At 72.1% G+C, this 14,952-nt stretch carries 7 protein-coding genes and 1 pseudogene; 3 read left to right on the plus strand and 5 right to left on the minus strand.

The genetic code is table 11. The features are described 5' to 3' along the window. Window positions 1–27: 27 nt before the first annotated feature. Both B4U46_RS05225 and B4U46_RS05230 read right to left on the minus strand, forming a co-directional pair. On the minus strand, window positions 28–582 hold the full coding sequence (locus B4U46_RS05225; protein WP_079424485.1) for an MOSC domain-containing protein: 555 nt from the start codon (window positions 580–582) through the stop codon (window positions 28–30). Between the two features lie 23 nt (window positions 583–605). Next, on the minus strand, window positions 606–788 hold the full coding sequence (locus tag B4U46_RS05230; RefSeq protein WP_079424486.1) for a hypothetical protein: 183 nt from the start codon (window positions 786–788) through the stop codon (window positions 606–608). Window positions 789–1,012: 224 nt separating this feature from the next. Here B4U46_RS05230 and B4U46_RS05235 point away from each other — a divergent pair, with 224 nt between their 5' ends. Both B4U46_RS05235 and B4U46_RS05240 read left to right on the plus strand, forming a co-directional pair. After that, window positions 1,013–2,326 (plus strand): GAF domain-containing protein, encoded by a 1,314-nt coding sequence (locus tag B4U46_RS05235; protein ID WP_079424488.1) that lies wholly within the window; start codon window positions 1,013–1,015, stop codon window positions 2,324–2,326. A 56-nt stretch (window positions 2,327–2,382) separates the two neighbouring features. Beyond that, entirely contained in the window at window positions 2,383–3,906 is a 1,524-nt protein-coding gene (locus B4U46_RS05240) for an aldehyde dehydrogenase family protein (RefSeq protein WP_079424489.1), read from the plus strand. A 132-nt stretch (window positions 3,907–4,038) separates the two neighbouring features. On the opposite strand, the pseudogene B4U46_RS36295 reads toward B4U46_RS05240, so the two are convergent. The 3 genes and pseudogenes from B4U46_RS36295 to B4U46_RS05250 all read right to left on the minus strand — a co-directional run. Then, a pseudogene (locus B4U46_RS36295) lies at window positions 4,039–4,134 on the minus strand (IS5/IS1182 family transposase); the annotation flags it as partial. Window positions 4,135–4,277: 143 nt separating this feature from the next. Continuing rightward, window positions 4,278–5,552 carry a glycosyltransferase gene (locus B4U46_RS05245; protein ID WP_079424491.1) on the minus strand — a complete coding sequence of 425 codons (1,275 nt, stop codon included), beginning with the start codon at window positions 5,550–5,552 and terminating at the stop codon, window positions 4,278–4,280. After that, entirely contained in the window at window positions 5,549–6,193 is a 645-nt protein-coding gene (locus B4U46_RS05250) for a tetratricopeptide repeat protein (RefSeq protein WP_079424493.1), read from the minus strand. The genes B4U46_RS05245 and B4U46_RS05250 overlap by 4 nt, the downstream gene beginning before the upstream one ends. Before the next feature lie 425 nt (window positions 6,194–6,618). Between B4U46_RS05250 and B4U46_RS37900 the strand changes: the two genes are divergently transcribed. Continuing rightward, window positions 6,619–14,871, plus strand: a complete 8,253-nt coding sequence (locus tag B4U46_RS37900; protein WP_079424494.1) for a beta strand repeat-containing protein — start codon at window positions 6,619–6,621, stop codon at window positions 14,869–14,871. The last annotated feature ends 81 nt before the right edge of the window (window positions 14,872–14,952 follow it).

Consider the following 14,952-nt stretch of genomic DNA (forward strand, 5'->3'; position numbering starts at 1 on the left):
CCGGGCCGCTCGGGCGTGCCTGTCCGCTCAGACGCGGTCGAGCGGTATGTGCGGCAGCGGCGGGAGGGTGACCTTGATGGAGTCGCCGGGGCGGACCCTGCCGCCCTGCTGGACCACGCCCATGATCCCCGCCTTGCGGACCACCCTGCCCTCCTGGTCCCGGCCGACGACCTGCTTGAGGAGTCCGTCCTGGAAGGCGTTGATCTGCGGGCACGGGTTGCGCAGCCCCGTCACCTCGACGACCGCCCGCTCGCCGATGCCCAGCAGGGTGCCCTTCGGCAGGGCCAGGAGGTCTATGCCCTCGGTGGTGACGTTCTCCCCGAGCTGACCGGGCGCGACGCTGAAGCCGGCCCGGGCGACCTCGTCGAAGAGCTCCCGGTGGATCAGGTGCACCTGCCGGAGGTTGGGCTGCGTCGGGTCCTGGGCCACGCGCGAGCGGTGCTTGACCGTGACCCCCGCGTGCACGTCTCCCTCGACTCCGAGACCGGTGAGCAGGGTGATGCTCTCCCGGTTCGGCTTCGTGAAGGAGTACTCGCCGTTGCTGCTGACCGCCGCGACCTGCGCCGTGGTGGTGTCGTTCATCTCCTTGCTCCCCCCTGCCGCTGTCAGCGGCCGATCCTCTTCCTCGACATGCCCCGCACCCGACGCCTCTGGGAGGGGTCCAGGAGCAGGTAGGCCAGCACCGGGACCCCGATCAGGACCGCGAGCGCCGGCCAGAAGCCGAACAGCCAGAACAGCACGACCGCCGCCGCGACCGCGACGACCGCGGTCCTTCCGCTCCTCGACATCCGCGGACACCTCCTCCTGCGTCGACTCACTACTGGCACAACGCGCCGGGGCGGCGGTGCGTTCCCGGCCGGGTTCCGGGGCGAACTGGCCGACGCGACCCTTGCCGGGACCGGGGCCCCGCACCACGATGGGTGCGCTCCGCGTACCACGGCTCCACGGCTCCACGGCTCCACGGCTCCACGGCTCCACGGCTCCACGGCTCCACGGTCTTCGGGAGGGTGACATGGGCGATCCGTCGTTGGCGCTGCCGGGCGGGGCCGATCCCGTCGAGCGGACGCGCGTCCTACGGCGGGCGCACGAGGCCTTCACCCGGGACGGCCGGGTCGAGCCGCCGGTGCGGACGGTGATCGCGAAATCCTGGCGGCGCTGCGCACGAGCCCGGGTCAGCCCCGAGTGCGCGCCCCGGCTGGACCGGCCGGAGCCGGAGCTGCTGGCCTACCGGGAGCGCCACCCGCTGGCCCGGGTGATGCCGCTGTTCCGTGACCTGGTGGGGGCGTTCGCGGCGCACGGGGCGCACCTGCTGGCCGTGTGCGACGCGCGGGGCGGGCTGCTGTGGGTGGAGGGCGAGCCCGCCACCCTGCGCCGGGCCGAGGGGCTGGGCTTCGTACCGGGCTCGCGCTGGGCGGAGACGGCCATGGGAACCAACGCCCCCGGTACGGCGGTCGCGCTGGGGGAACCCGTCCAGGTCTTCGGCGCCGAGCACTTCAGCCGCCGCGTGCACCCGTGGACCTGCGCGGCGGCCCCGGTCCGGGACCCGCGTACCGGCCGGGTGCTGGGCGCGGTGGACATCACCGGCGGCGACGGGCTGGCCCACCCGCACTCGCTGGCCTTCGTACAGGCGGTGGCCCGCGCCGCCGAGGCCCAGCTGGCCCTGCTGGCGCCCGCGCCGGACGCGGCGGCCCCCGACACGCTCACCGCCCTCGGCCGGGACGAGGCGCTGCTGGTGCTCGGCGGCCGGAGGATCGCCCTGGGGCGGCGGCACAGCGAGATCCTGGCCCTGCTGGCGCAGCACCCGGAGGGGCTGACGGGGGACGAGCTGGCCTACGCCCTGTACGAGGAGGAGTCGGTGGCGGCGGTGACCCTGCGGGCCGAGATGTCCCGGCTGCGGGCCGTCCTGGGTACCGGGAGCCTGCTCTCGCGCCCGTACCGCACGGCCGTCCCGCTGGAGGCGGACTTCGCCGCCGTGACCCGGCACTTGGCGGCGGGCGCCGTCTCGGCCGCCCTCACGCGCTATCCGGGCCCGCTGCTGCCGTCCTCCTCGGCGCCGGGGATCGCCCGGCTGCGGCGGCGGCTCGAGGACCAGGCGCGGGCGGCGGTGATCGCCCGGGCGGACGTGGGGCTGCTGTCGGACTGGGTGTGCAGCCCGTGGGGCGCGGAGGACCCGGCGGTGTGGCGGGCGCTGGCCGCGGCGCTGCCGCCACGGGACCGGCCGGCCGCGCTGGCCCGTGTACGGTCCCTCGACGCGGAGCTGGGCGCGGGGCTCGGACCGGAGCGGGGCGCGGGGTGTGCAACGTTCCCGCAACCTGCCCGCTCCTAGCCTGCCTCCCGAGCGCTGTCCGACGGCGGCCGGCGCCCGGCAAGGGGAGGACCACCATGGGCCGTTACGCCGCACCCGGTACCGAGGGCGCCCTGATGGCGTACGCGTCGCGCTACGACCACTACATCGGCGGTGCGTACGTCCCGCCCGCGCGCGGCCGGTACTTCGAGAACCCCTCCCCCGTCACCGGGCAGCCCTTCACGGAGGTCGCCCGCGGTACGGCGGAGGACGTGGAGCGTGCCCTGGACGCGGCGCACGCGGCCGCCCCGGCCTGGGGCCGGACGTCCGCCGCGGAGCGTGCGGGCGTCCTGCTGCGCATCGCGGACCGGATGGAGCAGAACCTGGAGGCGCTGGCGGTCGCGGAGACCTGGGAGAACGGCAAGCCGGTCCGCGAGACCCTCGCCGCCGACCTCCCGCTGGCCGTGGACCAGTTCCGCTACTTCGCGGGGGCGCTGCGCGCCCAGGAGGGCTCGCTCAGCCAGCTGGACGAGGACACGGTCGCCTACCACTTCCACGAGCCGCTGGGCGTGGTCGGTCAGATCATCCCGTGGAACTTCCCGATCCTGATGGCGGTGTGGAAGCTCGCGCCGGCCCTGGCCGCGGGCAACGCGGTGGTCCTCAAGCCGGCCGAGCAGACCCCCGCCTCCGTGCACTACTGGCTGAGCCTGGTCTCGGACCTGCTTCCGCCCGGTGTGGTGAACATCGTCAACGGCTTCGGCGAGGAGGCGGGCAAGCCGCTGGCGTCGAGCCCGCGGGTGGCGAAGGTGGCGTTCACCGGGGAGACGGCGACGGGCCGGCTGATCCTGCAGTACGCGGCGGAACACCTGAAGCCGGTGACGCTGGAGCTGGGCGGCAAGAGCCCGAACCTCTTCTTCGACGACATCTGGACGAAGGACGACGACCTGCGCGACAAGGCCCTGGAGGGCTTCACCATGTTCGCGCTGAACCAGGGCGAGGTGTGCACGAGCCCCTCGCGCGCCCTGATCGAACGCGGCCGCTACGGCGACTTCCTGGACGCGGCGGTGGCCCGCACGGAACTGATCGTGCCGGGCCACCCGTTGGACACGGAGACGATGATCGGCGCGCAGGCCTCGGAGGAGCAGCTGCGGAAGGTCCTGTCGTACGTGGAGATAGGCCAGCGGGAGGGCGCGAAGATCCTCACGGGCGGCGGCCGGATCGACCACGGCGGCGACCTGGCGGGCGGCTTCTACGTCCAGCCGACCATCTTCGAGGGAGACAACCGGATGCGGATCTTCCAGGAGGAGATCTTCGGGCCGGTGGTGTCGGTGACCTCGTTCGAGGACTTCGACGACGCGGTCCGCATCGCCAACGACACGGCGTACGGCCTGGGCGCGGGCGTCTGGACCCGCGACGTCAACACCGCGTACCGCGCGGGCCGCGCGATCCAGGCGGGCCGCGTCTGGACGAACTGCTACCACGCCTACCCGGCACACGCCGCCTTCGGCGGCTACAAGCAGTCGGGCATCGGCCGCGAGACCCACAAGATGATGCTGGAGCACTACCAGCAGACCAAGAATCTCCTCGTCTCGTACTCGCCGAAGAAGCTCGGCTTCTTCTAGGAGCACGAGAAACGGCGCCTGACCCGGGCTTTTGCCCGTCAGGCGCCGTTGACGCGACCCGCTTGACGCGGATATCGGTATTTCCTGTTCGGACCGAAGGACGTAGTCCGGATCGGCCTCACGCAGGGCACGCGGCGGGAGCTTGCAACGGCGGTCACCCTCACGGGTGATGCTGACCCACTCGACCAGGGCATGAGGCAGGTCGAGTGCGGCAGAATCCGGAACCAACACGGCTTCTATGCCTCTGGGTTGAGACTTCGAACGCGGAGATGTTCGAGTTGAGCCGGCGGCCACCCTTCGGTTCGCCAGCGCTCACGCGGCGAGTCCGAAGGGTGACCGCGTTCCCTGCACGCACCTCGTCACCCAGGGCGTCACACCAGCAAGGGACCGCCGCAGCGTTCGGCGCCTTCCTTCATCGCGATCAGATTGGCCACCACGTAAGAGATCTGGTTCCGGGCGTGCCAGTCGGTCGGGAAGTAGGTGACCAGCCGTGAGTTCTGGAACCGGGCCTGGATCTCCGGTACGAAGGCACGGTACTGATTGTCGGTGTAGTACCAGAACGAGTTCTCGTTGTAGTAGGCGACATGTGTCGGGTCCTGGTAGGCGCCCCGGCCGTCGGAGCTGGGAGTGAGGGTGAGGAGCATGCCGCCAGGTGCCAGCAGGCGGTACAGCTCATTGATCAGTGGAACCTTCGCGGGCACGTGTTCCAGGAAGTCCACCGCCCTGAGCAGACCGACCGAGTTGTCCGGGAGGTCCAGGGGTGCGGGCAGCGTGGCAATGATGTCGACTCCGTCCCGTGCGTGCTGGTCCACTCCCAGGTAGCCGGGCGGCTTGCGGTGCGCGGCGCCGAGGTCCAGTGCGAGCAGCCCGCGCCGCTTGGTCCAGGCGAGCGCGTTGGACTCGATGTATTTGTCGTACAGGGCGACGGTCTCGCGCTGAATGTGCGCGTTGATCTCGGTGTCGCGCTGGGTGTTGTCGGGATGCATGCGTTGCATGTACAGGCATCGCGGGATGCAGTGGAAGTCACCGGCCTGGAAGAGACGGCACATCAAGTCCTGGTCGTCCAGCACCGTGCGGGTGGCGTCGTACCCGCCGACCTGCTCGTAGGTGTCCCTGCGGAACGCCCGCACATGGTTGGGGGCGTACCAGATGTAAGACACGTTGTGCGGCGTCGGCGCCATGGCGATCGCTTGCAGGAGACGGCGACCGTCGACGTCCACCTCCTCGTACTGCCAGCCGTTCGCCTCGTTGAACCGCGTGTCGTCCCGGTTTCCGTCCTCGGTGATCTGAGCGGTGTGGCTGTAGACCAAGACGGCGTCGGGATGTTCGTCGAAGGCCTTCGCCAGTTCCGCCAGGCAGTCCTTCGCCAGCAGGTCGTCGTGGTCGAGCTCGACGAGAATCTCGCCGCGTGCCACTTCGCAGGCACGGCGTTTGGCGGCTCCAACCCCCCGGATGCCGTCCGCGACCTCCAGCCGGACACGGTCGTCGGGGCGTTCCGGCCGCCATCGCGCGCCGTTGTTGAGGAGGACGATCCACTCCCAGTCGGAGCAGGTCTGCGCTTGCAGGGTGGCGAGGCATTCGTCCAGGAAACGCGGTCGGTGGCTGGGGGTGAAGACGGAGAACCTCGGGGTCGGGGAAGAAGTCATTCCGTGGTACCTACCTGAGTGGCTGTCAGTGCTGCGCTCGCGGAATCCCGGAACTCCTCCGGGACGAACTGTAGAAGCGATGGGTCGGCGCGGACGGCGAGGCCGAAGGCTTCCCCGGCCTCTTTGTCCCGGCCCTTCCTCGCCAGGGCCCGTCCAAGGTGCAGATGGGCCGTGGCGGCCTTCGGGTCGGCCCCCACGATGTGCCGCAGGATCGCGATGGCCTCGTCGGGGTGGTTCGACTCGACCAGAAGCGCCTTGTTGTAGAGGGCCGATTCGAAATTCGGGTCGATCTTGAGGGCGTGGTCGTAAGCCGCGCGTGCGTCGGCTGTCCTGTTGTCGTGCTGGGCGATGACGCCGAGGTTGTACCAGGCGAGTTTGTCGGCGGGGTTCACGTTCAGGTCCAGGACCTGTCGGAAGCTATGCGTCGCCCCGGGGAAATCCTTGGCCTCGCCCTGTTTGATGCCTGCTTGGAGCAGTGCCTCCGCCCGCGCGGCACGCTTGGCCGCAGGTGACTCGGGCCCGGACGCAGTCGAAGACGTGCTCTTGGGGTCCCCTGTGAGCAGGTGGACCCAACCGGTGGCCACATTGGCGACCACGACTGCCGCGGTGAGTCCGGTCCACAGTGCGATCCGCGTTTTCACAGGGGTCTACCTCGCCGATCCGGTGACGCGACTGAGCCGGGCGGCAGGGGCAAGCACCGTCGGCTGCACGGACGATGCTCGCGGACGTCGTTGACCAGTGCGGCCGTGTGCGCCGGCCGGCTGGTCAGGAGAGTTCACGGTGCGGGGGTTCACGGCGCGCACACCGCGTAGACGGTGACTGCGCCCACGCCGTTGGAGGTGGCCTGCCAGCCAGTAGCGGGGGAACCCCCGACAGGACGGCTGCTGAGCATCTGGAGGCCAACGACCGACGTGCTCTGGTAGCCGCCGCCGATGGCGAATGTACCAGCGGGGCAAAAGACCGTGGATTGGCCTGTGCCGCTGTTGGAGACGACCGTGCTCTGCGCCCCGGGACTCGCGCCCTGGTTGCCTTGGAATCCCTGGTTGCCTTGGAATCCCTGAGTGCCTTGGAATCCCTGAGTGCCCTGCGCACCGGGGCCGCCCTGACTTCCCTGGGCACCGGCACCGCCCTGGAAACCCTGCGCGCCCTGCGGACCGACGTTGCCCTGGCTGCCTTGCGCGCCGGTGCTGCCCTGAACGCCTTGCGCGCCCACAGCTCCTTGGGTGCCCTGGGCACCGGTACCGCCCTGGAAACCCTGGAAACCCTGCGTGCCTTGGGTGCCCTGGGCTCCGGTGCCGCCCTGGAAGCCCTGGAACCCCTGCGCGCCCTGCGCGCCGACGTTGCCTTGGCTGCCTTGCGCGCCGGTGCTGCCCTGAACGCCCTGCGCGCCCACAGCTCCCTGGGTGCCCTGGGCACCGGTACCGCCCTGGAAACCCTGGAAACCCTGGCTGCCTTGGGTGCCCTGGGCTCCGGTGTCACCCTGGGAGCCCTGATTGCCCTGCGCGCCCTGCGCGCCGACATTGCCTTGGCTGCCTTGCGCGCCGGTGCTGCCCTGAACGCCCTGCGCGCCCACAGCTCCCTGGGTGCCCTGGGCACCGGTACCGCCCTGGAAACCCTGGAAACCCTGGCTGCCTTGGGTGCCCTGGGCTCCGGTGTCACCCTGCGAGCCCTGATTGCCCTGCGCGCCCTGCGCGCCAACGCCGCCCTGACTGCCCTGCGCACCGGCGGTGCCCTGAACGCCTTGCGCGCCTACAGCCCCTTGGGCACCCTGGGCACCGGTACCGCCCTGGAAACCCTGGAAACCCTGGCTGCCTTGGGTGCCCTGGGCTCCGGTGTCACCCTGCGAGCCCTGATTGCCCTGCGCGCCCTGCGCGCCAACGCCGCCCTGACTGCCCTGCGCACCGGCGGTGCCCTGAACGCCTTGCGCGCCTACAGCCCCTTGGGCACCCTGGGCACCGGTACCGCCCTGGAAACCCTGGAAACCCTGGCTGCCTTGGGTGCCCTGGGCTCCGGTGTCACCCTGCGAGCCCTGATTGCCCTGATTGCCCTGCGCGCCAACGCCGCCCTGACTGCCCTGCGCACCGGCGGTGCCCTGAACGCCTTGCGCGCCCACAGCCCCTTGGGCACCCTGGGCACCGGTACCGCCCTGGAAACCCTGGAAACCCTGCGCCCCCTGGGAGCCCTGCGCTCCGGTGTCACCCTGCGAGCCCTGATTGCCCTGCGCGCCCTGCGCGCCAACGCCGCCCTGACTGCCCTGCGCACCGGCGGTGCCCTGAACGCCCTGCGCGCCCACAGCCCCTTGGCCACCCTGGGCACCAGTACCGCCCTGGAAACCCTGGAAACCCTGCGCCCCCTGGCTGCCCTGCGCGCCGGTGTCACCCTGCGAGCCCTGATTGCCCTGCGCACCCTGCGCGCCAACGCCGCCCTGACTGCCCTGCGCACCGGTGCTGCCCTGGACGCCTTGCGCGCCTACAGCCCCTTGGCCACCCTGGGCACCAGTACCGCCCTGGAAACCCTGGAAACCCTGCGCCCCCTGGGAGCCCTGCGCGCCGGTGTCACCCTGCGAGCCCTGATTGCCCTGCGCACCCTGCGCGCCTACACCGCCCTGACTGCCCTGCGCACCGGTGCTGCCCTGAACGCCCTGCGCGCCCACAGCCCCTTGGCCACCCTGGGCACCAGTACCGCCCTGGAAACCCTGGAAACCCTGCGTGCCCTGGCTGCCCTGGCTGCCCTGTGCGCCGGTGTCGCCCTGGAAACCCTGGCTGCCTTGTGTGCCTTGTGTGCCGGTGTCGCCCTGGAACCCTTGACTGCCTTGGACTCCGGCGTCGCCCTGGCTGCCCTGGCTGCCCTGCGGGCCGATATCGCCCTGGCTTCCCTGGCTGCCGACTTCCCCCTGGCTGCCCTGGACGCCGGCTCCACCCTGGAACCCCTGGCTGCCCTGGGAACCCTGACTGCCCTGGAACCCCTGGACACCAGTTTCGCCCTGACTGCCCTGACTGCCCTGGAAACCCTGGGCGCCGGGGCTGCCCTGACTGCCCTGCGGGCCGGCTCCCGAACCACCCGGACTGCCCTGCGCACCCTGGAAACCCTGCGGACCGATACCACCCTGAGCACCCTGAACACCGGCGCCACCCTGGACACCGGGACCACCCTGGCTGCCAGCGACGCCCTGAGACCCCGGCGTGCCCATGTCGCCCTGCGCCCCCTGACTGCCCTGACTGCCGGAACCACCCTGACTTCCCTGAGCTCCGGTGCCACCCTGAATGCCCTGGCTGCCCTGGGCCCCGGTACCGCCCTGGCTCCCCTGGGTTCCGATTCCCTGGGTTCCTTGCGCACCGGTGTCGCCCTGGAACCCCTGACTGCCCTGGGTTCCTTGCGCACCGGTGTCGCCCTGGAACCCCTGGCTGCCCTGGGCTCCGGCGTCGCCTTGTGTGCCCTGGCTTCCCTGGCTGCCTGTACTGCCCTGGCTGCCCTGAGCGCCAGCGGTGCCCTGGCTGCCCTGACTTCCCTGCGTTCCCGCGTCACCCTGGCTGCCCTGGACTCCGGCACCGCCCTGGCTGCCCTGCGGCCCGACACCACCCTGGCTGCCCTGCGCGCCCTCGTCGCCCTGGCTGCCCTGGCTTCCCTGGCTGCCTGCACTGCCCTGGCTGCCCTGCGCGCCGGCGGTGCCCTGGCTGCCCTGATTGCCCTGCGGGCCGATATCGCCCTGGCTGCCCTGGACTCCGGCACCGCCCTGGCTGCCCTGCGGCCCGGTACCACCCTGGCTGCCCTGGGCTCCGGCGTCGCCTTGTGTGCCCTGGCTTCCCTGGCTGCCTGCACTGCCCTGGCTGCCCTGCGCGCCAGCGGTGCCCTGGCTGCCCTGACTTCCCTGCGCCCCCGCATCACCCTGGCTTCCCTGAACTCCGGCACCGCCCTGGCTACCCTGCGGCCCGACACCACCCTGGCTGCCCTGCGCGCCCTCGTCGCCCTGACTGCCCTGGCTTCCCTGGCTGCCTGCACTGCCCTGGCTGCCCTGAGCACCGGCGGTGCCCTGGCTGCCCTGACTTCCCTGCGTTCCCGCGTCACCCTGGCTGCCCTGGACTCCGGCACCGCCCTGGCTGCCCTGCGGCCCGACACCACCCTGGCTGCCCTGCGCGCCCTCGTCGCCCTGGCTGCCCTGGCTTCCCTGGCTGCCTGCACTGCCCTGGCTGCCCTGCGCGCCGGCGGTGCCCTGGCTGCCCTGATTGCCCTGCGGGCCGATATCGCCCTGGCTGCCCTGGACTCCGGCACCGCCCTGGCTGCCCTGCGGCCCGGTACCACCCTGGCTGCCCTGGGCTCCGGCGTCGCCTTGTGTGCCCTGGCTTCCCTGGCTGCCTGCACTGCCCTGGCTGCCCTGCGCGCCAGCGGTGCCCTGGCTGCCCTGACTTCCCTGCGCCCCCGCATCACCCTGGCTTCCCTGAACTCCGGCACCGCCCTGGCTACCCTGCGGCCCGACACCACCCTGGCTGCCCTGCGCGCCCTCGTCGCCCTGACTGCCCTGACTTCCCTGGCTGCCTGCACTGCCCTGGCTGCCCTGAGCACCGGCGGTGCCCTGGCTGCCCTGACTTCCCTGCGGGCCGATATCGCCCTGGCTTCCCTGAACTCCGGCACCGCCCTGGCTACCCTGCGGCCCGACACCACCCTGGCTGCCCTGCGCGCCCTCGTCGCCCTGACTGCCCTGACTTCCCTGGCTGCCCGTACTGCCCTGGCTGCCCTGAGCACCGGCGGTGCCCTGGCTGCCCTGACTTCCCTGCGCCCCCGCATCACCCTGGCTGCCCTGGACTCCGGCACCGCCCTGGCTGCCCTGCGGCCCGGTACCGCCCTGGGTGCCCTGGGCTCCGGCGTCGCCTTGTGTGCCCTGGCTGCCCTGGGCTCCGGCGTCGCCCTGGCTGCCCTGCGGCCCGGCACCGCCCTGGCTCCCCTGGAAACCCTGCGTCCCCATATCGCCCTGGCCACCTTGGACTCCGGCGTCGCCCTGGCTGCCCTGGCTGCCCTGCGGGCCGATATCGCCCTGGCTGCCCTGGCTGCCGACTTCCCCCTGGCTACCCTGGACGCCGGCCCCTCCCTGGAACCCCTGGCTGCCCTGGGAACCCTGACTGCCCTGGAACCCCTGGACACCAGTTTCACCCTGACTGCCCTGACTGCCCTGGAAACCCTGGGCGCCGGGGCTGCCCTGACTGCCCTGCGGGCCGGCTCCCGAACCACCCGGACTACCCTGCGCACCCTGGAAACCCTGCGGACCGATACCACCCTGAGCACCCTGCACACCGGCGCCACCCTGGACACCGGGACCACCCTGGCTGCCAGCGACGCCCTGAGACCCCGGCGTGCCCATGTCGCCCTGCGCCCCCTGACTGCCCTGACTGCCGGAACCACCCTGACTTCCCTGAGCTCCGGTGCCACCCTGAATGCCCTGGCTGCCCTGGGCTCCGGTACCGCCCTGGTTGCCCTGCGCCCCGAGACTGCCCTGGCTGCCCTGGCTGCCGGTGCCGCCTTCGGTGCCCTGGCTGCCCTGCGGTCCTGGACCGCCCTGGCTGCCCTGGCTGCCGGGACCGCCCTGGAAGCCTTGGCTGCCCTGCGCGCCCTCGCCGCCCTGGCTTCCCTGCGCCCCCGCATCGCCCTGGCTGCCCTGCACACCGGGACCGCCCTGGCTGCCCTGGCTGCCTACATCGCCCTGACTGCCCTGACTTCCCTGCGTTCCCGCGTCACCCTGGCTGCCCTGCACACCGGGACCGCCCTGGCTGCCCTGGGCTCCCGTACCACCCTGGCCGCCCTGACTTCCCTGCGCCCCCGCATCGCCCTGACTGCCCTGCGCACCCGGACCACCCTGACTGCCCTGCGCGCCCTCGTCGCCCTGACTGCCCTGACTTCCCTGCGCCCCCGCATCACCCTGACTGCCCTGCACACCCGGACCGCCCTGGCTGCCCTGGGCTCCCGTACCGCCCTGGCCGCCCTGACTTCCCTGCGCCCCGGCATCGCCCTGACTGCCCTGCGCTCCCGGACCGCCCTGGCTGCCCTGCGCGCCCTCGTCGCCCTGACTGCCCTGACTTCCCTGCGCCCCCGCATCGCCCTGGCTGCCCTGCACACCGGGACCGCCCTGGCTGCCCTGGGCTCCCGTACCACCCTGGCCGCCCTGACTTCCCTGCGCCCCGGCATCGCCCTGACTGCCCTGCACACCGGGACCGCCCTGGCTGCCCTGGCTGCCTACATCGCCCTGACTGCCCTGACTTCCCTGCGTTCCCGCGTCACCCTGGCTGCCCTGCACACCGGGACCGCCCTGGCTGCCCTGGGCTCCCGTACCACCCTGGCCGCCCTGACTTCCCTGCGCCCCCGCATCGCCCTGACTGCCCTGCGCACCCGGACCACCCTGACTGCCCTGCGCGCCCTCGTCGCCCTGACTGCCCTGACTTCCCTGCGCCCCCGCATCACCCTGACTGCCCTGCACACCCGGACCGCCCTGGCTGCCCTGGGCTCCCGTACCGCCTTGGCCGCCCTGACTTCCCTGCGCCCCGGCGTCGCCCTGGCTGCCCTGCGCTCCGGGACCGCCCTGGCTGCCCTGGCTGCCTACATCGCCCTGACTGCCCTGACTTCCCTGCGCCCCCGCGTCACCCTGACTGCCCTGCACACCGGGACCGCCCTGGCTGCCCTGGGCGCCCGTACCACCCTGGCCGCCCTGACTTCCCTGCGCCCCCGCATCGCCCTGACTGCCCTGCGCACCCGGACCACCCTGACTGCCCTGCGCGCCCTCGTCGCCCTGACTGCCCTGACTTCCCTGCGCCCCCGCATCACCCTGACTGCCCTGCACACCCGGACCGCCCTGGCTGCCCTGGCTGCCGACATCGCCCTGACTGCCTTCGCCGCCCTGTGGACCGATACCGCCCTGGCTTCCCTGCGGACCGGTGTCGCCCTGACTGCCCTGGACTCCGGCGCCCCCTTGGAACCCCTGGCTGCCCTGGAAGCCCTGGCTGCCCTGGTCCCCTTGGGCGCCGGTGTTGCCCTGGACTCCCTGGCTGCCTTGGCTGCCCTGGAATCCCTGGGTGCCGGGGCTGCCCTGACTGCCCTGCGGGCCGGCTCCCGAACCACCCGGACTGCCCTGCGCACCCTGGAAACCCTGCGGGCCGATACCGCCCTGGGCACCCTGAACACCGGCGCCACCCTGGACACCGGGACCACCCTGGGTGCCAGGGACGCCCTGAGATCCTGGCGTGCCGGCGTCGCCCTGAAAACCCTGACCGCCTTGGCTTCCCTGGGTTCCGACCCCGCCCTGATTGCCCTGATTTCCCTGCGGGCCGGCGTCTCCCTGACTGCCCTGCGAGCCCGTACTGCCCTGGTTGCCCTGCGCCCCGGCACCGCCCTGACCGCCCTGGCTACCCTGGGCTCCGGCGGTCCCCTGGCTACCCTGCGGGCCGGCGTCACCCTGACTGCCCTGCGCCCCGAGACCGCCCTGACTGCCCGAACCTCCCTGCGGGCCGGCATCGCCCTGACTGCCCTGGGCTCCGGTACCGCCCTGGTTGCCCTGCGCCCCGGCACCGCCCTGGCCGCCCTGGCTACCCTGGATTCCGGCGGTCCCCTGGCTACCCTGCGGACCGGCATCACCCTGACTGCCCTGCGCCCCGAGACCGCCCTGACTGCCCGAACCTCCCTGCGCCCCAGCATCGCCCTGACTGCCCTGGGCTCCGGTACCGCCCTGGTTGCCCTGCGCCCCGGCACCGCCCTGGTTTCCTTGGCTGCCCTGGCTTCCGGCGGTCCCCTGACTTCCCTGCGGGCCGGCGTCACCCTGACTGCCCTGCGCCCCGAGACCGCCCTGACTGCCCTGGGCACCGGTACCACCCTGGCTGCCCTGACTGCCCTGGGCTCCGGTACCGCCCTGGTTGCCCTGCGCGCCGAGACCGCCCTGGTTTCCTTGGCTGCCCTGGCTTCCGGCGGTCCCCTGACTTCCCTGCGGACCGGCGCCTCCCTGACTGCCCTGCGCCCCAAGACCGCCCTGACTGCCCGAACCTCCCTGCGGGCCGGCGTCTCCCTGACTGCCCTGCGAGCCCGTACCGCCCTGGTTGCCCTGCGCGCCGAGACCGCCCTGGCTGCCCTGGCTGCCCTGGCTTCCGGCGGTCCCCTGGCTACCCTGCGGGCCGGCGTCACCCTGACTGCCCTGCGCCCCAAGACCGCCCTGACTGCCCTGGGCACCGGTACCACCCTGGCTGCCCTGACTGCCCTGGGTCCCGGTACCGCCCTGGTTGCCCTGCGCCCCGGCACCGCCCTGGCTGCCCTGGCTGCCCTGGCTTCCGGCAGTCCCCTGACTTCCCTGCGGGCCCGCGTCACCCTGACTGCCCTGCGCCCCAAGACCGCCCTGACTGCCCTGGGCACCGGTACCACCCTGGCTGCCCTGACTGCCCTGGGTCCCGGTACCGCCCTGGTTGCCCTGCGCCCCGGCACCGCCCTGGTTTCCTTGGCTGCCCTGGCTTCCGGCAGTCCCCTGACTTCCCTGCGGACCGGCGTCACCCTGACTGCCCTGCGCCCCAAGACCGCCCTGACTGCCCTGGGCACCGGTACCACCCTGGCTGCCCTGACTGCCCTGGGCTCCGGTACCGCCCTGGTTGCCCTGCGCCCCGAGACCGCCCTGGTTTCCTTGGCTGCCCTGGCTTCCGGCGGCCCCCTGACTTCCCTGCGGACCGGCGCCTCCCTGACTGCCCTGCGCCCCAAGACCGCCCTGACTGCCCTGACTTCCCTGCGGGCCTGCCACACCCTGGTTGCCCTGGGACCCGGTGCCCTGAGAACCCTGACTGCCCTGGGAGCCCTGACTGCCTTGGGAGCCCTGGGACCCGGTGCCCTGACTGCCCTGCGTGCCCTGGAATCCCTGCGTGCCTTGGAAGCCCTGGGTGCCCTGCGTGCCCTGGGGGCCCTGCGTGCCTTGGGGGCCTTGGGGGCCCTGGGGACCGGGGTGCGGGCTCGGGTGCTCATGAGGCTTGCCATTGCCCGTCCCATGCCCGCCTGGTTCGTCCCCGTGGCCACCGTCGTCACCATGGCCACCCTGATCACCATGGCCACCCTGATCACCGTCGCCACCGTGACCACCGTCGCCACCATGGCCACCGTGATCACCGTCGCCACCATGACCACCATGACCACCATCGTCACCGTGACCACCGTCGCCACCATGACCACCGTCGCCACCGTGACCACCGTCGTCATCGGCCCTCCGCGGTGGGCGGGGCTCGAAGTCGGCACTCAGAGCACCGTTCGGGCCTGGCACACCGATGGAGTAATCGACGGACGTAGCTGTCGCGTTGGCTGGAGCGGCCGTTGACGAACCGAGATTGACAAGCAATCCAAGAGTTCCCGACGCCGCGAGCGTAGTGACGGCCCGGATCCACGATCTGCGAAGTGA

This window comes from Streptomyces katrae, from assembly GCF_002028425.1.
In the GTDB taxonomy this organism is placed as follows: Bacteria; Actinomycetota; Actinomycetes; order Streptomycetales; family Streptomycetaceae; genus Streptomyces; species Streptomyces katrae_A.